Source organism: Halomonas rhizosphaerae (assembly GCF_030012485.1).
GTDB classification, from domain to species: domain Bacteria; phylum Pseudomonadota; class Gammaproteobacteria; order Pseudomonadales; family Halomonadaceae; genus Halomonas; species Halomonas rhizosphaerae.
Genome location: NZ_JASCQQ010000026.1, coordinates 54,708 through 81,384 on the forward strand (window position 1 = coordinate 54,708; position 26,677 = coordinate 81,384).

The window sequence follows — 26,677 nt, forward strand, 5'->3', positions numbered from 1 at the left end:
TTACTCCCAGCCATCGAGGCGCATGGCCGAGCGCTCCAGTCGCTGGTCCTCCGCCTCGATCTCGCGCAACTGCTCGCCCACGCCGGAGAGATGCTCCAGGGCGACACGCCGGGCGAGGACCGGCTTGCCCTCGATGACCGCGCGATAGAGCCGCGCATGCTGGCGATTGATCATCTCGCGGGAGCTCGGGCGGTGATAGAGGTTCTTCACCGAGGCGAACACCGAACTCAGCAGCAGGTCGGTGAGGCTCTGCAGGGTGTGCACCAGCACCGGGTTGTGGGACGCCTGACAGACGGCCAGGTGGAAGCCGTGATCGAGCCGTGCCAGGCGCTCGACATCGATCGACTCGGCGCTCTCCACATAGTCGACCATCTCCCGATAGCGGCGGGTAATCAGCACCCGGTCGGAGGGCGTGCCCCGGCTGGCCGCCAGGCTGGCCGACTCGCCCTCGAGCAGGGCCCGCACCTCCAGCAGGTCGAACAGCGTCCGCGGGTGGTCGCGGAAGAGATGCATCAGCGGCGTGTCCTGGGCCGCCGTGACCAGCTCGGCCACCACCGAGCCCCTCCCCTGCCGGGTGACGATGACCCCCTTGCTGCGCAGCGTCCTGAGCGCCTCCCTCAGGGAGGCACGGGAGACCTGCAGCCGCTCGCTCAGGCGCCGCTCGGAGGGCAGCAGCTGACCCGGGCGGAACACGCCGTCGAGGATCAGCTCCTCGAGCCTGGCCGCGATGGCATCGGGCGTGCGTGAGGTGGTGACCAGCTCATCATGGTAGCGGGGCATGATGGTCTCCTCCGGGGGGATGTCCTACCGTGGCGCGAGGGTGTACCTTGGAAATACTTTCCAGAATTATACTCACAACTGGTCTGACCAGCGAACCAGAGACTGGACACGCCCGTCAAGAAAGCACAGATTGAAGGCCACAACCGGTCATTGCCCGGCCCGCGCGGGTCATGGGCCATCCAGCGAGGAAGCCACATGAACATCCTCTACGACGAGCGGCTCGACGGCGAGCTGCCGGACATCGACAAGGCCGACGTCCTGGCCGACCTGCAGCAGGCGGCGCCCGGGCTCACCCTGCTGCACCGCGAGGAGGACCTGCGCCCCTTCGAGTGTGACGGCCTCTCCGCCTACCGCGTGCTGCCCATGCTGGTCGCCCTGCCCGAGACCCTCGAGCAGGTCGAGACGCTGATGAAGCGCTGCTGCGCCCTGGGCGTGCCGGTGGTGACCCGCGGCGCCGGCACCGGCCTCTCCGGCGGCGCCCTGCCCCTCGAGAAGGGCGTGCTGCTGGTGATGTCGCGCTTCAACCGCATCCTCGACGTGGACCCGGACGCCCGCATCGCCCGGCTCCAGCCCGGCGTGCGCAACCTGGCGATCTCCGAGGCGGCGGCGCCCTACGGCCTCTACTACGCGCCGGACCCCTCCTCGCAGATCGCCTGCTCCATCGGTGGCAACGTGGCCGAGAATGCCGGCGGCGTGCACTGCCTGAAGTACGGGCTGACCGTGCACAACGTCATGAAGGTGGAGGTGATCACCATCGAGGGCGAGCGCATGACGCTCGGCAGCGAGGCGCTGGACGCCCCGGGCCTCGACCTGCTGGCCCTGTTCACCGGTTCCGAGGGCATGCTCGGCGTGGTCACCGAGATCACCGTCAAGCTGCTGCCCAAGCCCGAGACCGCCAAGGTGCTGATGGCCAGCTTCGACGACGTCGAGAAGGCCGGCCGCGCGGTGGGGGACATCATCGCCGCCGGCATCATCCCCGGCGGGCTCGAGATGATGGACAAGCTCGCCATCCGCGCCGCCGAGGACTTCGTCAAGGCCGGCTATCCGGTGGAGGCCGAGGCCATCCTGCTCTGCGAGCTGGACGGGGTGGAGGCCGACGTCGACGACGACTGCGCCACCGTGCGCGCGGTGCTCGAGAAGGCCGGGGCCACCGGCATCCAGCAGGCCCGCGACGAGGCCGAGCGCGCCACCTTCTGGGCGGGGCGCAAGAACGCCTTTCCGGCGGTGGGGCGCATGTCGCCGGACTACTACTGCATGGACGGCACCATCCCGCGCCGCGAGCTGCCGCGGGTGCTGAAGGGCATCGCCGACTTCTCCGAGGAATATGGTCTGCGGGTCGCCAACGTCTTCCACGCCGGCGACGGCAACATGCACCCCCTGATCCTCTTCGATGCCAACCGCCCCGGCGAGCTGGAGCAGGCGGAGGAGCTCGGCGGCAAGATCCTCGAGCTGTGCGTCGAGGTCGGCGGCTCGATCACCGGCGAGCACGGCGTGGGCCGCGAGAAGATCAACCAGATGTGCGCCCAGTTCAACCCGGGCGAGCTGGCTACCTTCCATGCGGTCAAGGCGGCCTTCGACCCCGAGCGCCTGCTCAATCCGGGCAAGAACATCCCCACGCTCGCTCGCTGCGCCGAGTTCGGTGCCATGCACGTGCACAACAATGAACTCCCGCACCCCGAGCTGCCCCGATTCTGAGGATTCCCCATGGTGGAGACACGCCCCCAACCGACCGACCAGGACATCAGCGAGGCGCTCGCCGAACGCGTTCGCCGGGCCACGGCCGAGGGTAGCCCGCTGCGCCTCGTCGGCGGTGATACCAAGGCCTTCTACGGCCGCCCCGTCGACGGCGAGCCCCTGTCCACCCGCGAGCACCGCGGGATCACCTACTACGACCCGGTGGAACTGATCGTCTCGGTGCGCAGCGGCACGCCGCTGGCCGAGCTCGAGGCCACCCTGGCCGACAACGGCCAGATGCTCGGCTGCGAGCCGCCCCACTTCGGCGCGGACGCCACCGTGGGCGGCATGGTCGCCACCGGCCTCTCCGGCCCCCGCCGGCCCTGGGCCGGCAGCGTACGCGACTTCGTGCTGGGCACCCGGGTGATTAACCACGAGGGACACCAGCAGCGCTTCGGCGGCGAGGTGATGAAGAACGTCGCCGGGTACGACCTGTCGCGGCTGATGGTGGGCGCCCAGGGGACCCTGGGGCTGATCACCGAGGTCTCGCTCAAGGTGCTGCCCAGGCCCGGCGCCAGCCACAGCCTGCGCCTCGAGATGCCGCTGGCCGACGCCCAGGCGAGGCTCGCCGAGTGGGGACGTCACCCGCTGCCCATTACCGCCGCCGCCTGGCACGCCGACGCCCTGCACCTGCGCCTGGAGGGCGGGCCCAGCTCGGTTGCCGCCACCCGCGAGCGCCTCGGCGGCGACGAACTGGACGCGGACTTCTGGACGGCGCTTCGCGAGCAGACGCTGGACTTCTTCTCCCGGGAGGACGCCCGCGCCCTGTGGCGCCTCTCGCTGCCCCACAACACGCCCTCGCTGGCGCTTGCCGGCGTCCAGGAAGCGGACCTGCTCCACGACTGGGCCGGCACCCAGCGCTGGTTGCGCAGCGACCTGCCCGCCGACACCATCCGCGAGGCCTGCGCCCGCGCCGGCGGCCACGCCACCTGCCTGGGCTCCCGCGAGGGACCGGGCCAGCCCGACCCTTTCATGCCGCTGGAACCGGTGGTGGCGAAGTACCATCGAAACCTGAAGGCCCAGCTGGATCCGAAGGGCATCTTCAACCCGGGCCGACTCTACGCGGAGCTCTGAGATGCAGACGCACTTTACCGAGGAAGACCTCAAGAAGCCCCATATCCGCGAGGCCGACCGCGTCCTGCGCACCTGCGTTCACTGCGGCTTCTGCAATGCCACCTGCCCCACCTACCAGTTGCTGGGCGACGAGCGCGACGGCCCGCGCGGGCGCATCTACCTGATGAAGGAGATGCTCGAGAGCCCGGAGGACGACACCCAGGTCACCGAGGAGACGCGGCTTCACCTCGATCGCTGTCTCACCTGTCTCAACTGCGAGACCACCTGCCCCTCCGGGGTGGAGTACCACAAGCTGGTCAATATCGGCCGTGCCGAGATCGAACGTCGCGTGCCCCGCTCGCTGCCCGAGCGCACCCTGCGCTTCGGGCTGCGCAAGGCCCTGGTGGACCCCCGTCGCTTCAAGGCGCTGCTCAAGCTGGGCCAGACCTTCCGGCCGCTGGTGCCAGGCACCCTCAGGGACAAGATGCCCCCGGCACCGGTGGATGCGGGCGCCCGCCCCGAGGGCAAGCGCCACGCGCGCCAGATGCTGATCCTCGAGGGTTGCGTGCAGCCGGGGCTCTCGCCCAACACCAATGCCGCCACCGCCCGGGTACTGGATCGTCTGGGAATCGGCCTGACCCCGGCCCCCGAGGCCGGGTGCTGCGGCGCCATCGACTTCCACCTCAACGCCCAGGAAGCCGGCCGCGCGCGCATGCGCGCCAACATCGACGCCTGGTGGCCCCACGTGGAGGCCGGCTGTGAATCCATCGTCCAGACCGCCAGCGGCTGCGGGGCCTTCGTCAAGGAGTATGGCGAGATGCTCGCCGACGATCCCGACTATGCGCACAAGGCCGAGCGCATCAGCGCGCTCGCCCGAGACCTGGTGGAGGTGCTGCACGACGAGGACCTCGCTGCCCTCGAGGTGAAGGAGCGGCGCCGGCTCGCCTTCCACTGCCCCTGCACCCTGCAGCACGCCCAGAAGCTCGGTGGCGCCGTGGAGCAGGTGCTCGGCCGGCTCGGCTTCGCCCTCACCCCGGTGCAGGACGCCCACCTTTGCTGCGGCTCGGCAGGCACCTACGCCGTCACCCAGCCGGAACTTGCCACCCAGCTGCGCGACAACAAGCTCGATAACCTCGAGGCCGGCAACCCGGAGGTGATCGTCACGGCCAATATCGGCTGCCAGACCCACCTGGCCGGCGCCAACCGCACTCCGGTGAGGCACTGGATCGAGATCGTCGACGAGGCACTAACCCCCTAAGGAGAACACCATGCAGACCAAGCCCGTACTGACCCTGGATGACGTCAACGCCATCCTCGACGCCGCCCAGCAGGAAGCCCAGGCCAACGGCTGGGCCGTGACCGTGGCCGTGGCCGACGATGGCGGTCACCTCCTCGGCCTGCGCCGCCTCGACGGTGCCCCGCCCTTCAGCGCCGACGTCGCCACCGAGAAGGCGCGCAATGCCGCCATCGGACGCAAGGAGACCCAGGTCTTCGAGGACATGATCAACAACGGCCGGACCGCCTTCGTGACGGCCCCCATGCAGGCCCTGCTGGCCGGCGGTGTCCCGGTGCTCATCGATGGCCAGGTGGCCGGCAGCGTCGGCATCTCCGGCGTCAAGCCGGACCAGGACGTCCAGGTCGCCAAGGCCGGCGTCGCCGCCATCGGCTGAGCGTCTAGCGCCCTGCTCACGACGAGGCCCCGCTTGTGCGGGGCCTTTCTGATGGCAGTGACGCTCGCCGCCGGGGCATGGAACTCCCCCCGGGAATGGTCCAGACTGAGATGATAGCCGGGCAGACCGACGCGACAAGCGCGCAGGGAGGGCTCAGTGGCGGGAGGATGGTCGAAGGATGGCGCCGTCCAGGAGCAGATCGACAGCACCGTCGAGGATGCCTTGGCGCGCTCGCGCCGGCAATTGCCGGACGGCGAAAGCGCCGAACACTGCGCGCAGTGCGGGGACCCCATCCCCCAGGCGCGCCGCGAGGCGATAAGGGGCGTGCGCTTCTGCGTCACCTGCCAGGCCGAGCGAGACAAGCGCCCGTCGGGCCACGCCGGTTACAACCGCCGCGGCAGCAAGGACAGCCAACTGCGCTGACGCGCCCCGGCTTCCGGCCGAATGCGCCCTGTCACTCAGGATGCCCCTTCCTCATCGTCCGTCTCGTCAGTCTGCTCCTCACACTCCTCCTCGTCCGCTTCATCGGGGGGGCACCCGAACCAGTTCTCCGTCGGTTCGGCCCCGCCTCCCGGCGCCTCCGTGGTGCCCTGCTCTTTGAATTCAGACTTGTCGAGATGCTCCTGCATTCGCTCGTTGGACTCCTCTGGGCCGGTCTCGCTACCGGAGGATCCCGAGGACTCCTGGGCGACTGCCGTCGTCGCCAGAAGGGAAAGGGCCAGGACGGCCAGCAACGTGTTCATGTGCAGACTCCTTGCAAGTGGTAAGGGGGGGCATGCCGCTCCTTGAGCTAAGCGGCAATCCAGGGGGACCACAAGGGGAATCTCGTCACGGGAGTCTCCCTCGCATTCAGCTCACTGCCCGCGGCAGCCTTGCTTGATGCTCCCGGCCCGGCGTTAGCGGGAGACGGTTCCGCCGGCAGGGGACCGCCATGCCCCCTCCCTTTCCTGTCCGGCCGCGCGGCAACACGCTCGGCAAGGCCAAGGGTGCGTCATGGCGAGGACGTGCGGCGAAGCTCGCCGTTCAGCGCCATGATGATGGAGTAGCACATCAGCAGCATCACGATGGAGAACGGAATCGCCGTTGCCGTCACCCCGGCCTGAAGCGCCGACAGGCCGCCGCCGAGAAGCAGCACGATGGCGACCAGGCCCTCCACCGTCGCCCAGAACATGCGCTGGGTCCTGGGCGCATCGACCTTGCCGCCGGCCGTGATGGTGTCGATCACCAGGGAGCCCGAATCCGACGAGGTCACGAAGAAGATCAGCGCCAGGACGATGCCGAGGGTGGACATCAGCCCCGTCAGCGGCAACTCGTTGAGCATCCCGAACAACGACAGTTCGGGGCTGTAGTTGTCGATCACGTACTCCTTGACCAGGCTGGCGTCCGGGTTGGCATAGAGCTGGTCGAGCGCCGTGGCACCGAAGACGCCCATCCAGATGAAGATGAACAGGCTGGGAATGACCAGCACGCAGGTCACGAATTCCCGGATGGTGCGGCCCCGCGAGACCCTGGCGATGAACATGCCGACGAAGGGCGCCCAGCTGATCCACCAGGCCCAGTAGAAGATCGTCCAGTCCTGGCGATAGGCATCGTCGTCGCGCCCGAAGGGCGCCGACAGCGCGACGAAGTCCGTCACATAGCTCACCAGGCCTGTCCAGAACCCGTTCAGGGCCACCAGCGTCGGGCCGGCGAACAGCACGAAGAAGAAGAACAGCACGGCCAGGATCATGTTGAGCTCGGAGAGCTTCTTCACACCGCCCTGGAGACCGCGCCAGACGGACACCAGCGCCACCGCCGTCACCAGGATGATGATGATGACCTGAGTGGCGGCGCTCACCTCCAGGCCGAAGACGAAATTCATCCCCGCATTGGCCTGCTGTGCGCCGAGCCCGAGGGAGGTGGCCAGGCCGAACAGGGTGGAAAAGACCGCCAGGATATCGATGACATGCCCCCACCAGCCCCAGACACGATCGCCGAGGATCGGGAAGAAGGCCGAGCGAATGGAGAAGGGCAGCCCCTTGTTGAACGTGAAGATGGCCAGCGCCAGGGCCATCACCACATACACGGCCCAGCCGTGGATGCCCCAGTGGAGGTAGGTGCCGGCAATACCCAGGGCGGTTGCTTCGGGAATGGCCTCTGGATCCAGCGCTCCGTCGGCCCCGAAAGGCGAAGGGATGCCGAGCGGCAGGGAGACATTGGCATGATAGACCGGCTCCAGCACGCCGAAGAACAGCAGCCCGATGCCGATGCCGGCGGCAAACAGCATCGCGAACCAGGAGAGATAACCGTAATCCGGCCGGGCGTCAGGACCACCCAGCCGTATCGATCCGTAGGGCAGCAGCACGAGCGCGATGCAGAACAGGATGAAGAAATCGACCACGATCATGAAATACCAGTCCAGCGAGCCGGTCGAGAAGCCGACGATGGACTGGAAGATGCTGCCGGCTCGCTCGGGGAACAGCAGGGTGAGCACGATGAAGACGACCGACGCGAGCGCCGATACGACAAAGACTCGGTTATGAATATCAAAGCCGAAAGGCCCCAGCTGCCCCTCGATATTATCCTGGCCAACGACGTAATCCGTCTCCATGTCGCTGTTGGCGGCGTGCGATGACGGATCGTTCGTCGGGTCGCTCGGATCACTCATGGCAGACTTCCTCTGGCGATGGGATGTCAAGGAGCATCAGTTTACCATGCTCTTCTTTCCGGCCTCTGGCAGCATGAGGCCCGGATTCAACGTGTCGAGGATGCCATGCCACTGCTCACCTTCCTGCCCCCGCTGGGCGCCGTGCTGATCTGGTCGGGCAACATGACCATCAACCAGCTCACCGTGGGCAGCATCGCCCCGAGCAGCATCGCCTTCCTGCGCTGGGTGCTGGCGCTGGCCGTGCTGACACCCTTCGTGCTGCCCGTGGCCTGGCGCCATCGCGACGCCATCCGCCGCCAGTGGCCGAAGCTCGCCCTGCTGGGGCTGCTGGGCATGGCCATGTGGCAGGGACTGGCCTATGTGGCCGCCGAGACTACCTCGGCCACCAACATGGGCATCCTCGCCGCCATGGTGCCGCTGTTGACCGTGCTGCTCAGCGCGCTGATCCTGCGCGAGGCCCCGAGCCTCGGCGGCACCCTGGGCGGGGTGCTGGCACTGGCCGGTGTGTCGGTGCTGCTGGGGCATGGCGACCCGCGGTCGCTGCTCGAGCTCGAGGTGGCCCTCGGTGACCTGCTGATGGTCGTGGCCGCCACCTGCTATGCCCTCTACGGAGTGATGCTCAAGCGCTGGCCCCTGGACATGCCGCCCTGGGTGGTGCTCTACCTCCAGGCGGCCTTTGCCACCCTCTTCCTGCTGCCCGGCTACCTGCTCGGCCCCATGACGCCGGTGGATGGTCACAACGTCTGGCTGATCCTCTATGCGGGCATCCCCGCCTCGATCGTCACCACCTTCCTGTGGATGCGGGCCATCCGCCAGATCGGTGCCAGCCAGGCCAGCATCTTCATCAACCTGATGCCGGTGTTCAGCGCCCTGATCGCCATGGCCTTCCTCGGCGAGCGGGTCGCGCTGTTCCACCTGAGCGGCGGAGCCCTGGTGCTGGCGGGGGTCATCATGGCCCAGACCCTCACCCGGCCGCTGGGGCGGCTCTCGGCAGGGGCGACGCGCCTCGACCGGGGCCCGCGCTGAGCATGGTAGACTGCGGCGAGACTGCCCCCTGACCCGAAGGAAGGACGCGCCATGTCCCTCGACGACCTGCACCTCAACCTGCGCAACCTCACCCCGGACGACTACCCGCAGCTCCAGGCGCTGATGGACCGGGTCTACGACGACATCGGCGGCGCCTGGCCCAGGCCCACCATCGACAAGCTGATCAAGGAGTTCCCCGACGGTCAGATCGTCATCGAGGACGACGAGACCATCGTCGGCGTGGCCCTGACCGCGCTTGTCGACTACGACACCTTCTCCAATCCCCACCAGTACGACGACCTGATCGGCAAGCGCGAGACCATCCTCAACGACCCCGATGGCGACGCCATGTACGGGCTCGACGTGCTGATCCATCCGGACTATCGCGGCTACCGGCTGGGCCGGCGCCTCTACGAGGCGCGCAAGGAGCTGTGTCGCTCCATGAACCTGCGGGCGATCCTGGCCGGCGGGCGCATCCCCCAGTACCACGAGCACGCTCACGAGCTCTCCCCGGCCGAGTACCTCGACAAGGTGGCCCGCAAGGAGATCCACGACCCCATCCTCTCCTTCCAGCTGGCCAACGACTTCCAGGTCAAACGCCTGCTGCGCAAGTACCTGCCGGAGGACGAGAAGTCCCAGGGCTATGCCACCCTGCTGGAGTGGAACAACATCCTCTTCGAGCCGGCGGAACGGGTGCTGGAGAACCGCCCCACCCAGGTCCGCGTCGGCGCCGTGCAGTGGCAGATGCGCGAGTTCGACTCGGTGGAGTCGGTGCTGCAGCAGGTGGAGTACTTCGTCGATGCCCTGGCCGACTATCAGAGCGACTTCGCGGTCTTCCCGGAACTGTTCAACGCCCCGCTGATGGGGCTGCAGGACCGCGCCGCCCAGCAGGACCAGATGGCTGCCATCCGCTTCCTGGCCGGCTTCACCGACCAGTTCAAGACCGAGCTGTCGCGCATGGCGGTCTCCTACAACATCAACATCATCGCCGGCTCGATGATCGAGCTGGGCGAGGATGACCTCCTCTACAACATCGCCTACCTGTGCCATCGCGACGGCAGCATCGAGCGCCAGGCCAAGCTGCACATCACGCCCCAGGAGCGCCGCGACTGGGTGATCGAGGGCGGCGACGAACTGCTGGTGTTCCAGACCGATGCCGGCCGGGTGGGCATCCAGATCTGCTACGACGTGGAATTTCCCGAGCTCTCACGGCTGCTCGCCGACCAGGAGATGGACATCCTCTTCGTGCCCTTCTGGACCGACACCAAGAACGGCTATCTGCGGGTGCGCCACTGCGCCCAGGCCCGGGCCATCGAGAACGAGTGCTACGTGGTGCTGTGCGGCAGCGTCGGCAACGTGCCCTCCATCGAGAACATGGAGATCCAGTACGCCCAGTCGTCGGTCTTCTCGCCCTCGGACTTCGCCTTCCCCCACGATGCCGTGCTCTCCGAGACCACGCCCAACACCGAGATGATCATGTTCTCGGACCTCGACCTGACCCGCCTGACCGTGGTGCGGGCCGAGGGCTCGGTGACCAACCTCAAGGACCGCCGCAAGGACCTCTTCGACCTGCGCTGGCGGGACTGGTCCTGGAAGTCCGGGGCCAACCTGGAGGAGGGCTGACGCCATGCTCGGCCGGCTGCTGCGCCTGGGGGGCCGGCGCTTCGAGGCGCGCCACCCCTTTCCCGAGGCGCTCTGGCGGGAGGCCCGGGAACGCGTGCCGCTGCTCGCCGCCCTGCCCGAAGAGGATGCCGAGCGGCTCGGCCAGCGCGCCTGGCAGTTCGTGCATGCCAAGCGCCTGAGCCTGCACCCGGAGCTTGCCGAGACCACCGACTTCGACCCACCCGCCCGGCTGGCCCTGGCGGCCCAGGCCTGCCTGCTGACCCTGGGCTGGGAGGAGGAGGAGCACCGCGAGGCCTTCGCCAACGTTCACGAGATCCTCATCCTGCCCGACGCCTTCCGGCGCCAGGTGGAGGAGATGGACGAGGCCGGCGTGGTCCACGAGTATGTCGACGAACGCGCCGGCGAGACCTCCTCCCAGGGGCCGGTGGTGGTCTCCTTTCCCGACCTGATGGAGAGCGGTGACTTCTCGGGCTTCAACGTGCTGATCCACGAGCTGGCCCACAAGCTCGACCTGGGCAACTCCCTGGACGTGGATGGCTTTCCACCGCTGCCCAGGGAGATCGACCCGAAGGAGTGGCACCGGGTCTTCATGGGCGTCTGGGAGGACCTGCAGTCGCGCCTGGCGTGCGGCGAGCCGACGCCCATCGACGACTACGCGGCGACCCACCCCGGCGAGTGCTTCGCGGTCTGTTGCGAGCATTTCTTCACCGCCCCGGACGTGCTCGTGCAGGCCTACCCCGCGCTCTATGTGCTGCTGGTTCGCTACTTCCGCCAGGATCCCCTGGCCCGCTGTCCGCCGGCCACTGCGGCTCATCCCGGCTCGGCATCCACCTCGCGGGCGAGCCACGACCACAGCAGCGACGCCTCCTCCTGACGCTGACCCCGCGCCGAACGTACCAGCCAGAAGCGCTCGTCGGTGGGCACGGCGAGATCGAACGGAGCGACGAGGTCATCACGCCCCTCGAACAGGCGCCGGTGGGTCAACGCCACGCCTCCGCCCTGGCTGGCCAGCGCCAGGGTCATGGCCTGGTTGTCGCAGGTCAGCGCCGGCGAGCGCGCGTCGAGGCCGGCCACCCCGGCCCGCTCCAGCCAGCTCGGCCAGCCCACGGCGAAGCCTGCCGCATGCAGCAGGGTCACGCCCGCCAGGTCGGCGGGTGCCGCCAGGCCGCGTGCCACCGCCGGGGCACACACCGGCAACAGGCGCTCGACACCCAGCGACAGCGCCTCCATGCCCGACCAGCCGCCGCCTCCGTAGCGGATCTCGATATCCGCCCCCTCGGGGCCGAACTCGCCGGACCAGATGGCACTGACCAGGCGCACGGCGATCGCCGGATGGGCACGATGGAAGGCCAGCAGCCGGGGCGCCAGCCAGTTCTGCTGGATGACCGGCGTGGTGCGCAACGTGACCGAGCGTGCCGTTGCACTGCCGAAGACCTCTCGGGTGCCTTCGCCGATGCGCGCGAACCCCTCGTGGATGCTGGGTAGCCACGCCTGGCCCGCCGGCGTCAGTGTGAGGCTTCGCGGGTGACGCACGAAGAGCTTCTGCCCCAGGCGGTCCTCGAGCAGCCGGATGCGCTGGCTGATGGCCGCCTGGGTCACCCCCAGTTCGCGACCGGCGGCCGTGAAGCTCAGGGTGCGCGCGGCCGCCTCGAAGGCCTGTAGCCAGATCAGCGGGGGCAAGGAACTCATGAAATAGCCACCCATAAGCTGTGCTTGGTCATAGGGGCCAGATTAATCGTTTGTCAGCCGCCGGGCCAGCCGTCACCCTCGGGGCTCCCCGTCACCGTCATGCCCGACATTCCAGAGGAGGACCGCATGGACGCCACTGCCCCCCACGCCGCCACCGCCGAGCCGGTGGAGATGCAGGAGTTGGCCCCCTACGCCCAGGCCCCGCGGCTACGCGACGGACGGGCCGACGATAGCGGCATCCACCTGGCCTGGGAGGATGGCGAGCAGGCCCGCCTTCCCTGGCTCTGGCTGCGCGACCACTGTGCCTGCCGCGCCTGCCGCCATGCCCAGACCCGCGAGCGCCTCGTCCTGCCGCTGGCGACCATCACCCGCCCCCGGGAGGCCCGCATCGAGGCCGGCCACCTGCACCTGGTATGGGAGGATGGGCATGAGAGCCGCTTCGACGGCGGCTGGCTTCACCAGCGTCGCCCCGGCGTGGAAGCGGCCACGGCGCTGCCCGCCCCGCGCCCCTGGCCCGAGGGCTTTCGCCCCGAGCGGGTCGACCACGCGGCCTTCACCGGCTCTGTCGAGGGTGAGCGGGCCTGGCTCGAGGCCCTGCTGCGCGACGGCCTGGTGCTGCTCGACAACGGGCCGCTGGCCGACGAGGAGGTGAGCCGCCTGGCCAGGCGAATCGGCCCGCTGCGCTCGACCAACTTCGGCGCCCGCTTCGATGTCCGCTCCAAGCCCAACCCCAACAACGCCGCCTACACCGCCATCGGCCTGGCACTGCACACCGACCTGCCCAACTGGCGCCAGCCGCCGGACATCCAGTTGCTCTACTGCCTGGAGAACGGCGCCGAGGGGGGCGAGTCGCTGTTCGCCGACGGCTACCGGGTCGCCGAGGCCCTGCGCCGCGAGGACCCGGAGGCCTTTCGCCTGCTCAGCGAGACGCCCATCGACTTCCGCTTTCAGGACGAGGAACAGGACATCGCCGTGCGCGCGCCGATCCTGCACTGCGACGCCGACGGGCGCGTGGTGGAGGTGCGCTTCAACAACTGGATCCGCGACACCCTGCGCCTGCCGGCGGAGCTCATCGAGGCCTGGTACGCCGCCTATCATCGCTTCTGGACGCTGCTGCACGAACCCCGTCATCGGCTCGCGTTCAGCCTGGCCCCGGGCGAGATGGTCGCCTTCGACAATCGCCGCGTGTTGCACGGCCGCGGCGCCTTCGACCCCGACAGCGGGCGACGCCACCTTCAGGGCACCTACCTCGACCGCGACATGCTCGAGTCGCGGCTGCGGGTGCTGGCGCGCCACGCCTGACCCGGCTCACCGCCGGCCGGCCATTGGCCAGCATGCCCCCGCCCCGTATGCTGTCGCTTTCCCAGCCGCCAAGGCGCCCGCCCGCATGCCCCGTCCGCTCCTGCTTCCGCTGATCGCCCTCATCCTGCTCGCCGGCCTGGCCGTGGGCTGGCAGTGGCTGGCCAGCGAGGACCTGTTGACCGTCGCCACGCTGCAGCGCCTGGTCCAGGGCTCCCTGGCCTGGCGCGACGCCCCCTGGGCGGTGCTGGTGGTGATGGCCATCTACGCCGGGGCGTCGCTGGTGATGTTCCCGCTCAGCCTGCTGGTGGCGCTGACCGGGCTGCTGTTCGGCCCCTGGTGGGGCTTTGCCCACGCGCTGGCGGGTACCCTCGCGGCCTCGATGCTGACCTGGTGGGTGGGCCGCCGGCTCGGCCGCGAGGCGCTGATGCGCCACGGCGGCCGGCATCTGCGCGGGGTCTCGCGCTACCTGTCGGGGCGTGGTATCCGCACCATGACCCTGGTCAACCTGCTGCCGCTGGCCCCCTTCACCCTGACCAACATGATGGCCGGGGCCTTCCGCCTGCGCTTTCGCGACTACATGATCGGCTCGATGCTGGGTATCGTCCCCGGGCTGGCCGGCGTCACCCTGCTGGGCAGCCAGTTGGGCGAGCTGGCCACCGCCGAGAGCCGCGGTGAGCTGCTCTGGGCCGCCGGTGGCCTGCTGGCGGGAATCGCCCTGCTGGCCGGTCTCAAGGCCTGGTCCGACCGGCGCCGCCGCGCCCGCTGACGGGGCTATTTCCGCGGCACCTCGCTCTCGTCCTCCGCCCGGTGGCCGGGCCACCAGGCGGGACGGTCCTGCTCCCACTCCTCCTGCACCAGGTGGCGCAACAGGCGGCCGCGATGGCGGAGCATATGCCACTCGGCCCCCAGCCGGTGGCGCACCCGCTCCCAGCCGCCCTCGTCGGCATGGGTGAAGGGGCCGCCCCGGGCGATGGCACGGCGATAGACCGCCAGGCAACGCTCGGCGCAGCGTCCTTCGTCGTAGTCGGCCGCGGTCTCGAGGGCGGACTCGGCCAGCGGCCGGCGGACGCCGGGATCCGCCAGGGCGACCAGCGCCTCGGCCATGGCGTCCACGTCATCCGTGGCGAGCAGCCGCCCGTTGCGGCCGTCGACCACCACCTCGCGCACCCCGGGGGCATCGATGGCCACCACGGGCAGGCCGGCCGCCATGGCCTCGGCCACCACCATCCCCTGGGTCTCGCTGTGGGAGGCGAAGGCGAAGACGTCCATGGCGTGGTAGGCATCGATCAGCGCCTGGCCCTGCAGGCGACCGGTGAAGTGCAGGCGCCCCGCCACGCCCCGGGCGTCCGCCAGCGCCTGGATGTCGCCGCGGGCCTCGCCCTCGCCCACCACCAGGAAGTGGGCCCCGGACTCGCGCACCAGCGCCTCGGCCACTGCCTCGGCCAGGAACGCCAGGTTCTTCTCCAGCGCCAGGCGCCCCAGGTGGCCGATCACGTAGGCCCCGTCAGGAATGCCGAGGCGTGCGCGCCAGTCCCGGCCGTCGCCAAGAGCAAACCGCGCGGTATCCACGCCGCTCGGCACCACGCTGATGCGGGGATTGGCCTCGCGCCGGTGCAGCAGGTCACGGATGCTCTCGCTGGGTGCGATCACCTCGTCGCACAGCCAGGTGTACTGGGTGGCGAGCGCCACCGCGAAGCGCTGCATGCGCGGCGAGTCGCCGGGCACATAGTGGGTGTAGTGCTCGTAGAGCGTGTGGTGGGTGAAGATCAGGGGCAGGCCGTAGGTCTCCGCCGCCCGGGCGGCCGTATCGCCCAGCAGGAAGGGGTGATGGGCATGGACGATATCGGGCTCGAAGGCCTCGATCGCCTCGTGGAGCTGGCCGGGAATCGGCACCGGCAACGAGAAGTCGCTGCCGTTGAAGTGCTGCACCGCCACCACCCGCACCACGTCGCGCTCCTCTCGCGGCTGCCCCTCCAGACGCGGCGCCACCACCAGCACCCGGTGGCCGGCGACCTGCAGCTGGCGCTTGAGCCGCTGCACCGACTCGCTGACCCCGCCGACGATGGGCAGGTAGGTATTGGTGAACATCAACACATTCACGGCAACAAGGCTCCTCGGCTGGCAGTGGCGACATTCTGCAGGGAGGGCACGCGGCTGGCCATCTCCTGTTCAAGATAGGCGACGAAGGCGCGGATGCGCGCCGGCACGTGCCGATGCTGGCGATAGACGGCGTGGAAGTCGGCACGCACCCCCTGCCAGTCGGGCAGCAGCTCGACCAGGCGACCATGGGCCAGGTGGTCGTGGACGTCCCACCAGGAGCGCAGCGCGATGCCGTGCCCATCCAGCGCCAGCCGCATGACCACCTCGCCGTCGTTGCTGGCCAGCGGCCCGGCCACCTTCACCGCCTGCTCCACCCCGGGGTCCTCGCGCTGCTGGAAGCGCCACACCGCGAAGTCACTGTCGTTCTCGCGCAATAGCAGGCATGCCTGCCCCGACAGGTCCGCCGGCGAGATCAGGGGCGGAAGGGCCGCCACCCGGGCGGGGGCGGCACAGAGCACACGACGGTTGGCCAGGATCCGGCGGGCCACCAGCCGGGAGTCCGGCGGCTCGCCGACGCGGATGCCGATGTCGAAGGCCTGGTCGCCCAGGCTCAACGGGAAGCCGGAGAGTTCCAGGCTCGCCTCGATGCCGGGATGGTCCCGACAGAAGGCCGAAAGCAGCGGAGCCACGTGGCGGCGGCCGAAGCCGAAGGTGGCGTTGACCCTCAGGGGGCCGGAGAGCTCGGCCCGATGCTCGCCGAGGGACTCCTCGAGCTCGCTGAGCTCCTCGAGGATCATCCCGCCCCGCGCCAGGTAGCGCTCGCCCTCGGCGGTCAGCGTCAGGCGCCGTGTGGTGCGGCTGGCCAGCTCGACCCCCAGCCGCGCCTCGAGCTGCTTGAGGCGCTTGCTTACCGCCGACAGCGACAGGCCCAGTTCGCGGGCGGTGGCGGTGAGGCTGCCGGCATGGGCCAGGCGCCGGAAGAAAGCCAGGTCATCGAGGGGCGTCATGCCATTCTCCACTTTCATTCAACAATGAGTTGAATGGTAACCCGATTATCTTTCCTCCGTGCAGGACTAGACTGGCAGGCACGACCCATGCACCCTAGGAGGAGATCCATGTCCCATCGCATCGCCGTCATTCCCGGCGACGGCATCGGCAAGGAGGTGATGCCCGAGGGGCTTCGCGCCCTCGAGGCCGCCGCCAAGCGCTTCGGTATCGACCTGAGCCTCGAGCACTTTGACTTCGCCAGCTGCGACTATTACGCCGAGCACGGCCAGATGCTGCCCGACGACTGGTTCGAGCAGCTCAAGGGCGCCGATGCCATCTTCTACGGTGCCGTGGGCTGGCCGGAGACGGTACCTGACCACATCTCCCTGTGGGGCTCCCTGCTGCAGTTCCGTCGCCGCTTCGACCAGTACGTCAACCTTCGCCCGTGCAAGCTGCTGCCCGGCGTGAAGAGCCCGCTGGCAGATCGCAAACCCGGCGATATCGACTTCTACGTGGTACGCGAGAACACCGAGGGCGAGTATTCCAGCGTCGGCGGCAAGATGTTCGAGGGTACCGATCGCGAGGTGGTGATCCAGGAGACCGTGATGACCCGCACCGGGGTCGACCGGGTGCTGAAGTACGCCTACGAGTTGGCCCAGAGCCGCCCGCGCAAGAAGCTCACCTCGGCCACCAAGTCCAACGGCATCGCCATCACCATGCCCTGGTGGGACGAGCGCGTGAAGGCGATGGGCGTGCACTACCCCGAGGTGTCGGTGGACCAGTTCCATATCGACATCCTCACCGCCAACTTCGTGATGCACCCCGACTGGTTCGACGTGGTGGTGGCCAGCAACCTGTTCGGCGACATCCTCTCCGACCTGGGACCGGCCTGCACCGGCACCATCGGCGTGGCCCCCTCGGCCAACATCAACCCGGATGGCCACTTCCCGAGCCTCTTCGAGCCGGTCCACGGCAGCGCCCCGGACATCGCCGGCAAGGGCATCGCCAACCCCATCGGCCAGGTCTGGTCCGCCGCCATGATGCTCGAGCACCTGGGCCACCCGAAGGCCGGCCAGGCCATCGTCGATGCCTTCGAGGCGGTGCTCGCCGAGGGCGACAAGGCAATGCTGACGCCGGACGTCGGCGGCCATGGCACCACCGAGGCCCTGGGCCGCGCCATCGCCGAACGCATCGCCGGCTGAGCGAGCTCACCCTCCCGATACGCGACGGCCACCGCGCAGGCGGTGGCCGTCGTCGTTCCGGCTCCCTTCATTACCCCCTCAGGAACGGCGCTCGATCACCTCGTCGTCGTGTACTTCCTCCCGGCAGGAGATCATCGCCTCTGGATAAACGCCGGAAGTCTGACGTGCATCAAGCTCCCGCATGCCAATGAAGGGTGCACGCGCAGGATAGGCTAGGTTATAAGCTTATAAATGATAGGACATGACTAGGCTGCCAACCCCTTGCGCAGGAGTCCTGACATGACACGCCACCTCGCCCCCCCTCGAATGGACCGCCGCCAGCTGCTCAAGCTGGGACTCGGCGCCGGCGCGGCAGGCCTGCTGCCACTGGCCGGCCTCGAGGCCACCACCGTCCCGACGCGTGCCCACATCGTCATCCTCGGCGGCGGTGCCGCGGGCATGGCCATGGCCAATCGCCTTGCCATGCGGCTTTCCGGCGCCCGCATCACGGTAGTGGAGCCGCGCGAGATTCACCACTACCAGCCGGGCTGGACCCTCGTCGCCTGCGGCGTCTGGCATCCCGACAGGACCCTGCGCTCCAATGCCGACTTCATGCCCCGCGGGATCGACTGGATCCGCCAGCCCGCCGTCGGGGTCGATGCCGAACAGCGCCGGGTCTCCCTGGCCGACGGAAGTATCGCGGAGTACGACTACCTGGTGGTCGCCACCGGCCTGCAGCTCAACTATCACCTGATCGATGGCATGTCGCCGGAGCTGATCGGTAGCCACGGCATCGGCAGCGTCTATGCCAGCCTCGAGGGCGCCACCCGCACTCGCGACGCCATCGACGAGTGGCTCGCCAGGGGCAGCGGTCAGGGCCTCTTCACGGCGGCGCCCACCCCGGTGAAGTGCGCCGGCGCGCCGCTCAAGATGACCTTCACCACCCTCTCTCGCATCAAGGATACCGGACGACGCGACGCCTTCCGGCTGGACTACCTGACCCCCGGCGAGGCCATGTTCAGCCAGCCCTGGATCGATGACTTCCTCAAGCGACGCTTCGACGACGAGGGAGTCCAGCGTCGCCACCATTACCGACTCTCCGCCATCGACCCGGGGGCCCGTCAGGCGGAGTTCACCTTCGTCGGACCGGCCAGCGAGTTCACTTCCCACCACGAGCTTCGCCAGGAGGAGTTCGGTCGCGAGGGCGAGATGACCGAGGTGATCGACTATGACTTCATCCATGTGGTGCCCCCAATGAGCGCCCCGGACGTCATCCGCGAGAGCGACCTCATCGCCCGGGAGGGCCCCTTCCGCGGCGAGTGGCTGGATACCGACATCCACACCCTGCAGCACAACCGCTACCCCGAGGTGTTCGGCATCGGCGACGTGATCGGCGCCCCGATCAACAAGACCGCGGCCAGCGTCAAGGCCCAGGCACCGGTGGTAGAGGCCAACCTGCTGGCCCAGCTCCAGGGCCAGGCGCTGCCCGCCCGCCACAACGGCTACACCTCCTGCCCGCTGATCACCGATATCGGCAAGGCCATGCTGGTGGAGTTCGGCTACGACAACGACATGGCCTTCCTGCCCTCCTTCTCCTTCATCGACCCGAAGGAAGAGTCCTGGGTGGCCTGGGTACTGAAGGACTACCTTCTGCAGCCCGCCTACTACGCCATGCTGGAAGGACGTGTCTGAGGAGACCTGACCATGAACTTCACGCTGTCCGGCATCCTCGCGGTGCTGTCGCATGCCATCCCGCCCTTCCTGGCGCTGATCCTGGCGCTGCTGGCACTGCTGGTGATCGCGCAACTGCTCGGCCGCCTGCGCGGCTATCGGTTCACCGCCTACCGTTGCGTGCCGGCCGCCATCGTCGCCCTGCTGGCGGGGCTTTCGACCCTGTGGTGGTTGCCGCAATTGACCGGCTCGCGCCTCGCCTTCGTGGCCACGGCGACCGACTGGGCGGCGCTGGTGGCGGCGGCGCTCGGCGTCGCCCTGCTCACCTGGCTGGTGCTGCACCCGCTGAGCTACCTGGTCCGCGGCCCCCGCCGATACTGAAACCCTCAAGTGACAGGACCCCGACCGCGCTCTGCGCGCAGAGTGCGGGCGGGGCCTGGGGTGCGACCGGATGGCGCGGAGCGGCGTCAGCCGGCCAGCTTCGCGGCGATGCGCGCCACGTGCTCGCCCTGGAAGCGGGCGATCTTGAGTTCCCGCTCGTCGGGCTGGCGGGAGCCGTCGCCCCCGGCGATGGTGGAGGCGCCGTAGGGGTTGCCGCCGCCGGCCTGGTCGAAGACGTACTGCTCGCCGATACCATAGCCCAGTGGCACGATCACCATGCCGTGGTGCGCCAGGGTGTTCCAGAAGGAGGTGATGGTGGTCTCCTGCCCACCGCCGGTACCGGTGGAGGTGAAGACGCTCGCCACCTTGCCGCGCAGCTTGCCGCCCGCCCACAGGCCGCCGGTCCGGTCGAGGAAGGTGCGCATCTGGCCGGACATGTTGCCGAAACGAGTCGGGCTGCCGAAGATCACGGCGTCGACGTCGGCCAGTTCCTCGGGGCTCGCCTCGGGGGTATCGAAGGAGCGGCCGCCGGCCTTGGCGAAGGCCTCGGGGTCCATGGTCTCGGGCACCCGCTTGAGGGTGACCTCGACGCCTTCGACGTCGCGCGCCCCTTCCGCCACGGTGCGGGCCAGGGTATCGATATGGCCGTACATGGAGTGGTAGAGCACCAGTATCCGGGTCATTCGCATGCCTCCTCTTGCGGGTCAGTCGTGTAGCAACTCTCAGTGTAGAATCGACAGAAACGAAAGGAAGCGAAGAATCTCGACGCTATCGATCGACACGTTCGAAACGCCCCCCCCCCTGCACCACACCCCTTCGAGGATCCGCACCCGGTCCGCGGCCAGCAATGGCAGGCAGCAACCGGCCGGAGGTGACGCGCGTCAGGGATGTCTTGACCACGGGCCCGCACGCGTCGTCCTGAACACCCGATGGCATCGATGCCTGGCCCGATATTCCTGCGGGAGATCCTGGCCTATGCTGATTCGGGCCTGCGATGCATCGCACTCGCAGGGCCTCTAGCTGGCCACGGCCCGATGTCCCCAGATCGAGGAGCCCCACCATGACGATCTTCGAAGCCTTGCGCGCGGACCATGACATCCAGCGCGACCTGCTGGAAAAGCTTCTGCAGACGTCCGGCGACAGCCAGGAGCGAGAGCGACTTCACCACCAACTGCGCGCCGAGCTTCAGCACCATGCTGCCGCCGAAGAACGCGCGCTCTACATGCCGATGTTGGCGATCGACCTGACCCAGGAGAAGGCACGACACAGCGTGGCAGAGCACCATGAGATCGACGAGCAACTCGAGACCCTGGAGGCCACCGACTACGCCTCGCCTGCATGGCTGACCCAGGCCAGGAAGCTGAGCGAGCTGGTGATTCATCACCTCGATGAGGAGGAGCACGAGGTCTTTCAACTCGCCGGCCGGGGGCTTGCGGAGCACCAGAAAACCGATCTTGCCGACGACTATCGGCAGGAAATGGCGAGACAGCGGCAGGACGCCTAGAAGTCCGATGAAGGGCGGGACGCCCGGAAGACGCCCTCGATGATCCTGACCCGGTCCGCGGCCAGATTGTCGCGAAGGTTGCGCCCCATTTCCGCGAAGACATCACCGAAGATCAGCGCCGGCCCGGGCAGCGCGGGCCCAGGCGGCGTCCCATCACCCTCACGGCGGCTGTGCTTGCGTCGCCAGGCGAGCGCCGATTCGGTGACGTCCTGCACCACCACCGGAGCGTAGCCGCCCTCGGCCAGCAGCGCCTCCAGGGCATGCCGGGAACGCAGATGGCTGGTCTCGACACGGCGCGCCCAGGGGACCGGCAGGCACAGCGGTGAGGGGGCGTCGCCGGCCACCACCTCGTGCAGCAGCACCGTGCCCCCCGGCACCAGCAGCCGGTGCCACTCGGCGAGCACCGCGGCGATGTCGGGCATGTTCATCAAGGCATGCTGGCACCACACCACGTCGAAGGTGCCATCCGCCAGGGGCGTGTGCGCCGCATCGGCGCACAGGAAGCGCGTCCGGTCGTCGAGGCCGGTGGCGCGGCTCAGCCAGCCGGCCACGTCGACGAAGGCCGCGGTGATGTCCAGCCCGATGACCTCGCCGCCGAATTCCGCCGCCAGCAGCCGGCTCGCCCCGCCGGTGCCGCAGCCCACGTCCAGCACCCGGCTGCCCGGGGCGAGGCCTCCCAGGGCAGCCAGGGAGCGACTGGCCCGTCGTCCGCCCAGGTGCAGCTGGTCGATGCCGGCGACCTCGTCCAGGGTGAGATGGTCCGGGTCGCACCCCGCCTCGCGGAAGGCCGCCCGCAGCCGCATCGTCAGGCTTTGTCCGCTCCGCGCGCCCGGCGCATCATAGTGGGCATCGAGGTGGCGGGCATGGTCGGTCATGGCACTCTCCTGTGGGTACGCGGCGTTGCCAGTCTAGCCGTGGAAGGCCTCGCTCCCCATCGTGCAATGGTCACAGCCGCGCCGCGGCTCGAAGTGCTACGGCAGTAGGCCTCGCCCCTGGCCAGGCGCGGATTTTCACCCTGGGCCCCGCCACTTTCATCCGACCGACGCTCGCCCTTGAGTCCACCGGCGACGGACGGGATGGTGTCGTCAGCCACCACAACATCGACAACAGGTGCCCACATGCCTTCCGACATGAGCCTCGAGCAGTTCTTCTCGCGCCTCTGGGACGACTACACCGCCATGACGCCCCAGGCGAGCCGCATCCATGATGCCCTGGTCGCCGATGGCGAGACCGTCGTCAACGACCACGTGGCCTTCCGCACCTTCGACCGCGGCCCCGTCCGCCTGGCCGACCTGGAGCCCCACCTGCTGGCGCTGGGCTACACCCGGCTGGAACCCTACGACTTCGAGGCCAAGAAGCTGCGCGCCTGGGGCTACCTGCCACCGCGAGAGGACCAGCCCAGGGTCTTCCTCTCGGAGCTGAAGTGCCGCGAGCTCTCGGCCCGGGCCCAGGAGATCATCGACGAGTTGGTGGACCAGATCGACCCTGCGCGGATCGCCTCGCCCGAGGTGATGTGGGCCGGCCGCCTGTGGGAGACCCCGACCTGGGGGGAATACCGGACCCTGGCGGAGGAGAGCGAGTACGCCGCCTGGCTGTCGATCATCGGGCTGCGGGCCAACCACTTCACGGTCAGCGTCAACCACCTGCGCCGCCACGACACCCTGGAGAAGCTGCTGGCGAAGGTCGAGTCGCTGGGACTGGCCATCAATGCGTCCGGCGGACGCATCAAGGGCTCCCCCGAGGTGCTGCTCGAGCAGGCCTCGACGCTCGCCGACCGCATGCCCTTCACCTTCTCCGGCGGCCGGGTGGAGGAGATCCCCACCTGCTACTACGAGTTCGCTCGCCGCTACCCGGATGCCGAGGGCCGGCTCTACCAGGGCTTCGTCGCCGCCAGCGCCGACCGGATCTTCGAGTCCACCGACGCCGGTTCCGACCATGCTGGCTGAGTGGCTCGACCAGGGCCTGGAGGGGCGCCCCCCTTCCCGCGCCGAGGGCAGGGTGTCCGGGGGGCGCTTCCGGCTGTCCGCCCCGGGGGTGCTCGAGCTCGTGCCGGACGACCCCGCGCCGGAGGCGAGGGCCTGCGTGCTCTCGGTCGGCGTCCACGGCAACGAGACGGCCCCCATGGAGCTGCTGGGCGAGGTCCTGGCCCGGCTGGAGGCCGGGCAGCTCTGCCTGGGGGCCCCGCTGCTGGTGATCCTGGGCAATCCCGAGGCGATCCGGCTCGGCCAGCGCTACGTCGCCACCAACCTCAACCGGCTGTTCCGCCGCGACCTCGAGGAGGCGGGTGACGAACCCGACCGGGCCCGGGTGCTGATGGCCGCGGTGGACGCCTTCTACGCCCGCCATGCAGGCCTCTCCCGCCTGCACTACGACCTGCACACCGCGATCCGCGAGAGCCGCTTCCCGCGCTTCGTGGTCGAGCCCTTCGCCGAGGCGCCGACGCCCCCCGAGCAATGGCGCTGGCTGGCCGCCGCCGGCATCCAGGCGGTGCTCCACCAGCACCGTCACAGCTGGACCTTCTCGCACTATGCCAAGCACTACCATGGCGCGGCGGCCTTCACCCTGGAACTGGGGCGTGCACTGCCCTTCGGCCACAACGATCTCGCCCCCCTGGCCCCCATGGGCCGGCTCCTCCAGGCGCTGGTCGAGGGCCGCGAGCCGGCCACCGCCGCCCCCGGCACCCTGGCCTTCTTTCGCGCCGAGCACGAGCTGCTGCGCCACAGCGAGGCGTTCCGGCTCTGCTTCCCGGACGATACACCCAACTTCAGCGAGTTCCCGCCCGGCACCCGGCTGGCGGAAGACGCCGTGGCCGGCGAGACCCGCGTCGGCGAGACCCCCCTGTCGGTGGTCTTTCCCAATGCCGAGGTCGAGATCGGCGCCCGGGCGGCGCTGCTGGTGGTGCCGAGCCCGCCACCGGACTGACGCCGCCCCGGCACCCCCACAACAACAACCGCCAGGAGACTCCCCATGCCCCATGCCATCCCCGTCCCGGACCGCGGTAGAATACCCGGCGCGTCGCGGTGCCCTTCCGGAAATCCTCCGGCCTGTTAGAATCGCCCCCTTCTCGATCCCGGCCCGCGCCGGCCGACCTTCGATGCGGCGGACCGCCCACGATCTGGAGCCCGTTCCATGGCCGATACCCCGATTCCGCTGGAAGTGCGCGACATCACCAAGCGCTTCGGCGACACCGAGGTCCTGAAGGGCCTCTCCCTGAAGGCCCACAAGGGCGATGTGATCACGCTGATCGGAGCCTCCGGCTCCGGCAAGAGTACCTTCCTGCGCTGCATGAACCTGCTCGAGCAACCCGACGAGGGCGACCTGATCGTCCACGGCGAGGAGATCCGCTTCAAGAAGACCCGACACGGCCGCGAACCGGCCGACTGGAAGCAGGTCGTGCGCATGCGCGCCAAGCTCTCCATGGTCTTCCAGAACTTCAACCTCTGGGCCCACATGACCCTGCTGGAGAACATCATCGAGGCCCCGGTGCATGTGCTCGGCAAGCCGAAGAAGGAGGCCGTCGAGCACGCCCGCGCACTGCTCGAGCGGGTGGGCCTGACCGAGCGCGCCGACGCCTATCCGGCACAGATGTCCGGCGGCCAGCAGCAGCGCGGCGCCATCGCCCGGGCGCTGGCCATGGACCCCGAGGTGATGCTCTTCGACGAGCCCACCTCGGCGCTGGACCCGGAGCTGGTGGGCGACGTGCTCAAGGTCATGCGCGACCTCGCCGAGGAGGGGCGCACCATGATCCTGGTGACTCACGAGATGGCCTTCGCCCGCGACGTCTCCAGCCAGGTGATCTACCTGCATCAGGGCGTGATCGAGGAATACGGCCCGCCAGAGGCGGTGTTCGGCAGCCCGCGCTCCGAGCGGCTCAAGCAGTTCCTGGCGCCCAAGCACTGAGCCAGCCCACGAGGAGAGCCCCATGATCGATCTTCACGGCTACGGCCCACGCCTCGCGGAAGGCGCCCTGATCACCATCGAGCTGGCGGTGCTCTCGCTGGTCCTGGCCATCGTGCTGGGCCTCGCGACCGCCAGCGCCAAGATGTCGCGCAACTGGCTGGCCCACCGCATCGGCACCCTCTACACCACCATCATCCGCGGCGTTCCCGACCTGGTGCTGATGATGCTGCTGTTCTTCGGCGGCCAGATCGGCATCAACATGGTCACCGACCAGCTCTACGAACGCTTCGGGTGGGACGTCTTCATCAACGTCAACGAGTTCGTCGCCGGCGTGGTCACCATCGGGCTGATCTTCGGCGCCTACATGGGCGAGACCTTCCGGGGCGCCTTCCTGGCGGTGGACAGCGGCCAGATCGAGGCCGGACGCGCCTATGGCATGAACCACTGGCTGGTGTTCCGGCGCATCCGCTTCCCGCAGATGATGCGCCACGCCATCCCGGGCCTCTCCAACAACTGGATGGTGCTGCTCAAGACCACCGCCCTGGTCTCGGTGATCGGCCTCACCGACATGGTCCGCGTGGCCGCCGAGGCCTCCAAGGCCACCCGCGAGCCCTTCACCTTCATGATCATCGTCGCGGCCGTCTACCTGCTGATCGCCACGGCCTCGGAGTGGGGCTTCGCGCGGCTGCAGAAACGCTATGACGTCGGCTACCGGGAGGCGGACTGATGGAAGCCCTGATGACCTGGCTGGAGGCCCAGCTCGCCGACAACAGCATCTTCACCCTGCAGACCCTCGGCTACTACGGCGAGGGCCTGGTCACCACCGTGCAGCTGGTGGCCCTGTCGCTGATCATCGGCCTGGTGCTGGCGGTGCCGCTGGCCATCGGGCGCGGCTCGCGGCATCGCTGGATCAGCCTGCCGATCTTCCTCTACTGCTACGTGTTCCGCGGCACGCCGCTGCTGGTCCAGCTCTACCTGATCTACTATGGCGTGGTGTTCGTCGAGGGGATCCAGGAGACCTGGCTGTGGGTGATCCTCGAGAAGCCCTTCGTGCCGGCGCTGATCGCCTTCACCCTGAACACCGCGGCCTACACCACCGAGATCTTCCGCGGCGCCATCAAGTCCACGGACCGGGGGGAGATCGAGGCGGCGCGGGCCTATGGCATGTCCCGGGGGCTGATGCTGCGGCGTATCGTGCTGCCCAGCGCCTTCCGGCGCGCCCTGCCCGCCTACGGCAACGAGGTGATCTTCATGCTCCACGCCAGCGCCATCGCCAGCGTGGTCACCATCATGGACCTGACCGGGGCGGCCCGTTTCGTCTATGCGCGCTACTACGCGCCCTTCGAGGCCTTCCTGTTCGTGGCGGCCATCTACCTCTGCCTGACGTTCGCCATCCTCTACCTGTTCCGCTACCTGGAACGGCGCCTGCTGGCGCACCTCAAGCCGGTCAGCGGCTGACAGGCAACGACAAGGAGCGTAAAACAAGCGT

The 26,677-nt window shown here is 68.8% G+C and carries 27 protein-coding genes; 19 read left to right on the forward strand and 8 right to left on the reverse strand.

Annotated elements, in window-relative coordinates:
* Entirely contained in the window at positions 1–780 is a 780-nt protein-coding gene (gene glcC, locus QLQ86_RS10720) for a transcriptional regulator GlcC (protein ID WP_282816918.1), read from the reverse strand.
* Positions 781–975: 195 nt separating this feature from the next.
* Here glcC and glcD point away from each other — a divergent pair, with 195 nt between their 5' ends.
* From glcD to QLQ86_RS10745, 5 genes are all read left to right on the forward strand, one after another.
* Positions 976–2,475, forward strand: coding sequence for a glycolate oxidase subunit GlcD (gene glcD / locus QLQ86_RS10725; protein WP_282735262.1), 1,500 nt, complete (start codon positions 976–978; stop codon positions 2,473–2,475).
* A gap of 9 nt (positions 2,476–2,484) precedes the next feature.
* Positions 2,485–3,588: a glycolate oxidase subunit GlcE gene (glcE, locus tag QLQ86_RS10730; protein WP_282816919.1), complete on the forward strand. Its 1,104-nt coding sequence runs from the start codon at positions 2,485–2,487 to the stop codon at positions 3,586–3,588.
* A 1-nt stretch (position 3,589) separates the two neighbouring features.
* Complete coding sequence (gene glcF, locus QLQ86_RS10735; RefSeq protein WP_282816920.1) at positions 3,590–4,825, forward strand: glycolate oxidase subunit GlcF; 1,236 nt, start codon at positions 3,590–3,592, stop codon at positions 4,823–4,825.
* Positions 4,826–4,835: 10 nt separating this feature from the next.
* Positions 4,836–5,237 (forward strand): GlcG/HbpS family heme-binding protein, encoded by a 402-nt coding sequence (locus QLQ86_RS10740; RefSeq protein WP_282816921.1) that lies wholly within the window; start codon positions 4,836–4,838, stop codon positions 5,235–5,237.
* Positions 5,238–5,393: 156 nt separating this feature from the next.
* The gene (locus QLQ86_RS10745; protein ID WP_282735259.1) at positions 5,394–5,660 is read left to right on the forward strand and encodes a DksA/TraR family C4-type zinc finger protein; all 267 of its coding nucleotides are present in this window, start codon (positions 5,394–5,396) and stop codon (positions 5,658–5,660) included.
* Between the two features lie 35 nt (positions 5,661–5,695).
* On the opposite strand, the gene QLQ86_RS10750 is transcribed toward QLQ86_RS10745, so the two are convergent.
* Positions 5,696–5,980 carry a hypothetical protein gene (locus QLQ86_RS10750; RefSeq protein WP_282735258.1) on the reverse strand — a complete coding sequence of 95 codons (285 nt, stop codon included), beginning with the start codon at positions 5,978–5,980 and terminating at the stop codon, positions 5,696–5,698.
* Positions 5,981–6,228: 248 nt separating this feature from the next.
* Positions 6,229–7,884 (reverse strand): BCCT family transporter, encoded by a 1,656-nt coding sequence (locus tag QLQ86_RS10755; RefSeq protein ID WP_282735257.1) that lies wholly within the window; start codon positions 7,882–7,884, stop codon positions 6,229–6,231.
* Positions 7,885–7,989: 105 nt separating this feature from the next.
* Here QLQ86_RS10755 and QLQ86_RS10760 point away from each other — a divergent pair, with 105 nt between their 5' ends.
* Genes QLQ86_RS10760 through QLQ86_RS10770 form a run of 3 tightly spaced genes read left to right on the forward strand, consistent with a single transcriptional unit; the run spans position 7,990 to position 11,407 of the window.
* Entirely contained in the window at positions 7,990–8,910 is a 921-nt protein-coding gene (locus QLQ86_RS10760) for a DMT family transporter (protein ID WP_282816922.1), read from the forward strand.
* Positions 8,911–8,961: 51 nt separating this feature from the next.
* On the forward strand, positions 8,962–10,533 hold the full coding sequence (locus tag QLQ86_RS10765; RefSeq protein ID WP_282735255.1) for a bifunctional GNAT family N-acetyltransferase/carbon-nitrogen hydrolase family protein: 1,572 nt from the start codon (positions 8,962–8,964) through the stop codon (positions 10,531–10,533).
* A 4-nt stretch (positions 10,534–10,537) separates the two neighbouring features.
* Positions 10,538–11,407 carry a M90 family metallopeptidase gene (locus tag QLQ86_RS10770; protein ID WP_282816923.1) on the forward strand — a complete coding sequence of 290 codons (870 nt, stop codon included), beginning with the start codon at positions 10,538–10,540 and terminating at the stop codon, positions 11,405–11,407.
* Here the strand turns inward: QLQ86_RS10770 and QLQ86_RS10775 are convergent.
* Complete coding sequence (locus tag QLQ86_RS10775) at positions 11,344–12,222, reverse strand: LysR family transcriptional regulator (RefSeq protein ID WP_282816924.1); 879 nt, start codon at positions 12,220–12,222, stop codon at positions 11,344–11,346. The genes QLQ86_RS10770 and QLQ86_RS10775 overlap by 64 nt on opposite strands.
* Before the next feature lie 126 nt (positions 12,223–12,348).
* Between QLQ86_RS10775 and QLQ86_RS10780 the strand changes: the two genes are divergently transcribed.
* Both QLQ86_RS10780 and QLQ86_RS10785 read left to right on the forward strand, forming a co-directional pair.
* On the forward strand, positions 12,349–13,524 hold the full coding sequence (locus tag QLQ86_RS10780) for a TauD/TfdA family dioxygenase (protein WP_282735252.1): 1,176 nt from the start codon (positions 12,349–12,351) through the stop codon (positions 13,522–13,524).
* A gap of 85 nt (positions 13,525–13,609) precedes the next feature.
* Positions 13,610–14,290: a TVP38/TMEM64 family protein gene (locus QLQ86_RS10785; protein ID WP_282735251.1), complete on the forward strand. Its 681-nt coding sequence runs from the start codon at positions 13,610–13,612 to the stop codon at positions 14,288–14,290.
* Between the two features lie 5 nt (positions 14,291–14,295).
* Here the strand turns inward: QLQ86_RS10785 and QLQ86_RS10790 are convergent, their stop codons facing one another.
* The gene (locus QLQ86_RS10790; RefSeq protein WP_282735250.1) at positions 14,296–15,624 is read right to left on the reverse strand and encodes a glycosyltransferase; all 1,329 of its coding nucleotides are present in this window, start codon (positions 15,622–15,624) and stop codon (positions 14,296–14,298) included.
* A complete protein-coding gene (locus QLQ86_RS10795; protein ID WP_282735249.1) occupies positions 15,621–16,571 on the reverse strand; it encodes a LysR family transcriptional regulator in 951 nt (316 codons plus the stop codon). The genes QLQ86_RS10790 and QLQ86_RS10795 overlap by 4 nt, the downstream gene beginning before the upstream one ends.
* A gap of 108 nt (positions 16,572–16,679) precedes the next feature.
* On the opposite strand from QLQ86_RS10795, the gene QLQ86_RS10800 reads away from it, so the two are divergent.
* The 3 genes from QLQ86_RS10800 (at position 16,680) to QLQ86_RS10810 (ending at position 19,784) form a co-directional block, all read left to right on the forward strand.
* Positions 16,680–17,753: a tartrate dehydrogenase gene (locus QLQ86_RS10800; protein WP_282816925.1), complete on the forward strand. Its 1,074-nt coding sequence runs from the start codon at positions 16,680–16,682 to the stop codon at positions 17,751–17,753.
* A gap of 279 nt (positions 17,754–18,032) precedes the next feature.
* Positions 18,033–19,424, forward strand: coding sequence for an NAD(P)/FAD-dependent oxidoreductase (locus QLQ86_RS10805; protein WP_282816926.1), 1,392 nt, complete (start codon positions 18,033–18,035; stop codon positions 19,422–19,424).
* A gap of 12 nt (positions 19,425–19,436) precedes the next feature.
* On the forward strand, positions 19,437–19,784 hold the full coding sequence (locus QLQ86_RS10810; protein ID WP_282816927.1) for a hypothetical protein: 348 nt from the start codon (positions 19,437–19,439) through the stop codon (positions 19,782–19,784).
* An 86-nt stretch (positions 19,785–19,870) separates the two neighbouring features.
* On the opposite strand, the gene wrbA is transcribed toward QLQ86_RS10810, so the two are convergent.
* A complete protein-coding gene (wrbA, locus tag QLQ86_RS10815) occupies positions 19,871–20,467 on the reverse strand; it encodes an NAD(P)H:quinone oxidoreductase (RefSeq protein WP_282816928.1) in 597 nt (198 codons plus the stop codon).
* 377 nt (positions 20,468–20,844) lie between these two features.
* Between wrbA and QLQ86_RS10820 the strand changes: the two genes are divergently transcribed.
* Complete coding sequence (locus tag QLQ86_RS10820) at positions 20,845–21,288, forward strand: hemerythrin domain-containing protein (protein ID WP_282735244.1); 444 nt, start codon at positions 20,845–20,847, stop codon at positions 21,286–21,288.
* Here the strand turns inward: QLQ86_RS10820 and QLQ86_RS10825 are convergent.
* Positions 21,285–22,163 carry a class I SAM-dependent methyltransferase gene (locus tag QLQ86_RS10825; RefSeq protein WP_282735243.1) on the reverse strand — a complete coding sequence of 293 codons (879 nt, stop codon included), beginning with the start codon at positions 22,161–22,163 and terminating at the stop codon, positions 21,285–21,287. The two genes, QLQ86_RS10820 and QLQ86_RS10825, sit on opposite strands and share 4 nt — an antisense overlap.
* A 243-nt stretch (positions 22,164–22,406) precedes the next feature.
* On the opposite strand from QLQ86_RS10825, the gene QLQ86_RS10830 reads away from it, so the two are divergent.
* From QLQ86_RS10830 to QLQ86_RS10850, 5 genes are all read left to right on the forward strand, one after another.
* Positions 22,407–23,234 carry a DUF1338 domain-containing protein gene (locus QLQ86_RS10830; RefSeq protein ID WP_282735242.1) on the forward strand — a complete coding sequence of 276 codons (828 nt, stop codon included), beginning with the start codon at positions 22,407–22,409 and terminating at the stop codon, positions 23,232–23,234.
* Entirely contained in the window at positions 23,224–24,210 is a 987-nt protein-coding gene (locus tag QLQ86_RS10835) for a succinylglutamate desuccinylase (RefSeq protein WP_282816929.1), read from the forward strand. The genes QLQ86_RS10830 and QLQ86_RS10835 overlap by 11 nt, the downstream gene beginning before the upstream one ends.
* Positions 24,211–24,417: 207 nt before the next feature.
* Positions 24,418–25,188, forward strand: a complete 771-nt coding sequence (locus tag QLQ86_RS10840; protein WP_282735240.1) for an ABC transporter ATP-binding protein — start codon at positions 24,418–24,420, stop codon at positions 25,186–25,188.
* A gap of 22 nt (positions 25,189–25,210) precedes the next feature.
* Complete coding sequence (locus tag QLQ86_RS10845; protein WP_282735239.1) at positions 25,211–25,915, forward strand: ABC transporter permease; 705 nt, start codon at positions 25,211–25,213, stop codon at positions 25,913–25,915.
* Positions 25,915–26,646 (forward strand): ABC transporter permease, encoded by a 732-nt coding sequence (locus QLQ86_RS10850; protein WP_282735238.1) that lies wholly within the window; start codon positions 25,915–25,917, stop codon positions 26,644–26,646. The genes QLQ86_RS10845 and QLQ86_RS10850 overlap by 1 nt, the downstream gene beginning before the upstream one ends.
* The last annotated feature ends 31 nt before the right edge of the window (positions 26,647–26,677 follow it).

Excerpts from the sequence above, each read along its gene's own strand:
- glcC (WP_282816918.1), bottom strand. The coding sequence starts at position 780 with ATGCCCCGCTACCATGATGAGCTGGTCACCACCTCACGCACGCCCGAT.
- glcD (WP_282735262.1), top strand. The coding sequence starts at position 976 with ATGAACATCCTCTACGACGAGCGGCTCGACGGCGAGCTGCCGGACATC.
- glcE (WP_282816919.1), top strand. The coding sequence starts at position 2,485 with ATGGTGGAGACACGCCCCCAACCGACCGACCAGGACATCAGCGAGGCG.
- glcF (WP_282816920.1), top strand. The coding sequence starts at position 3,590 with ATGCAGACGCACTTTACCGAGGAAGACCTCAAGAAGCCCCATATCCGC.
- QLQ86_RS10740 (WP_282816921.1), top strand. The coding sequence starts at position 4,836 with ATGCAGACCAAGCCCGTACTGACCCTGGATGACGTCAACGCCATCCTC.
- QLQ86_RS10750 (WP_282735258.1), bottom strand. The coding sequence starts at position 5,980 with ATGAACACGTTGCTGGCCGTCCTGGCCCTTTCCCTTCTGGCGACGACG.
- QLQ86_RS10755 (WP_282735257.1), bottom strand. The coding sequence starts at position 7,884 with ATGAGTGATCCGAGCGACCCGACGAACGATCCGTCATCGCACGCCGCC.
- QLQ86_RS10760 (WP_282816922.1), top strand. The coding sequence starts at position 7,990 with ATGCCACTGCTCACCTTCCTGCCCCCGCTGGGCGCCGTGCTGATCTGG.
- QLQ86_RS10765 (WP_282735255.1), top strand. The coding sequence starts at position 8,962 with ATGTCCCTCGACGACCTGCACCTCAACCTGCGCAACCTCACCCCGGAC.
- QLQ86_RS10770 (WP_282816923.1), top strand. The coding sequence starts at position 10,538 with ATGCTCGGCCGGCTGCTGCGCCTGGGGGGCCGGCGCTTCGAGGCGCGC.
- QLQ86_RS10775 (WP_282816924.1), bottom strand. The coding sequence starts at position 12,222 with ATGAGTTCCTTGCCCCCGCTGATCTGGCTACAGGCCTTCGAGGCGGCC.
- QLQ86_RS10780 (WP_282735252.1), top strand. The coding sequence starts at position 12,349 with ATGGACGCCACTGCCCCCCACGCCGCCACCGCCGAGCCGGTGGAGATG.
- QLQ86_RS10785 (WP_282735251.1), top strand. The coding sequence starts at position 13,610 with ATGCCCCGTCCGCTCCTGCTTCCGCTGATCGCCCTCATCCTGCTCGCC.
- QLQ86_RS10795 (WP_282735249.1), bottom strand. The coding sequence starts at position 16,571 with ATGACGCCCCTCGATGACCTGGCTTTCTTCCGGCGCCTGGCCCATGCC.
- QLQ86_RS10800 (WP_282816925.1), top strand. The coding sequence starts at position 16,680 with ATGTCCCATCGCATCGCCGTCATTCCCGGCGACGGCATCGGCAAGGAG.
- QLQ86_RS10805 (WP_282816926.1), top strand. The coding sequence starts at position 18,033 with ATGACACGCCACCTCGCCCCCCCTCGAATGGACCGCCGCCAGCTGCTC.
- QLQ86_RS10810 (WP_282816927.1), top strand. The coding sequence starts at position 19,437 with ATGAACTTCACGCTGTCCGGCATCCTCGCGGTGCTGTCGCATGCCATC.
- wrbA (WP_282816928.1), bottom strand. The coding sequence starts at position 20,467 with ATGACCCGGATACTGGTGCTCTACCACTCCATGTACGGCCATATCGAT.
- QLQ86_RS10820 (WP_282735244.1), top strand. The coding sequence starts at position 20,845 with ATGACGATCTTCGAAGCCTTGCGCGCGGACCATGACATCCAGCGCGAC.
- QLQ86_RS10825 (WP_282735243.1), bottom strand. The coding sequence starts at position 22,163 with ATGACCGACCATGCCCGCCACCTCGATGCCCACTATGATGCGCCGGGC.
- QLQ86_RS10830 (WP_282735242.1), top strand. The coding sequence starts at position 22,407 with ATGCCTTCCGACATGAGCCTCGAGCAGTTCTTCTCGCGCCTCTGGGAC.
- QLQ86_RS10835 (WP_282816929.1), top strand. The coding sequence starts at position 23,224 with ATGCTGGCTGAGTGGCTCGACCAGGGCCTGGAGGGGCGCCCCCCTTCC.
- QLQ86_RS10840 (WP_282735240.1), top strand. The coding sequence starts at position 24,418 with ATGGCCGATACCCCGATTCCGCTGGAAGTGCGCGACATCACCAAGCGC.
- QLQ86_RS10845 (WP_282735239.1), top strand. The coding sequence starts at position 25,211 with ATGATCGATCTTCACGGCTACGGCCCACGCCTCGCGGAAGGCGCCCTG.
- QLQ86_RS10850 (WP_282735238.1), top strand. The coding sequence starts at position 25,915 with ATGGAAGCCCTGATGACCTGGCTGGAGGCCCAGCTCGCCGACAACAGC.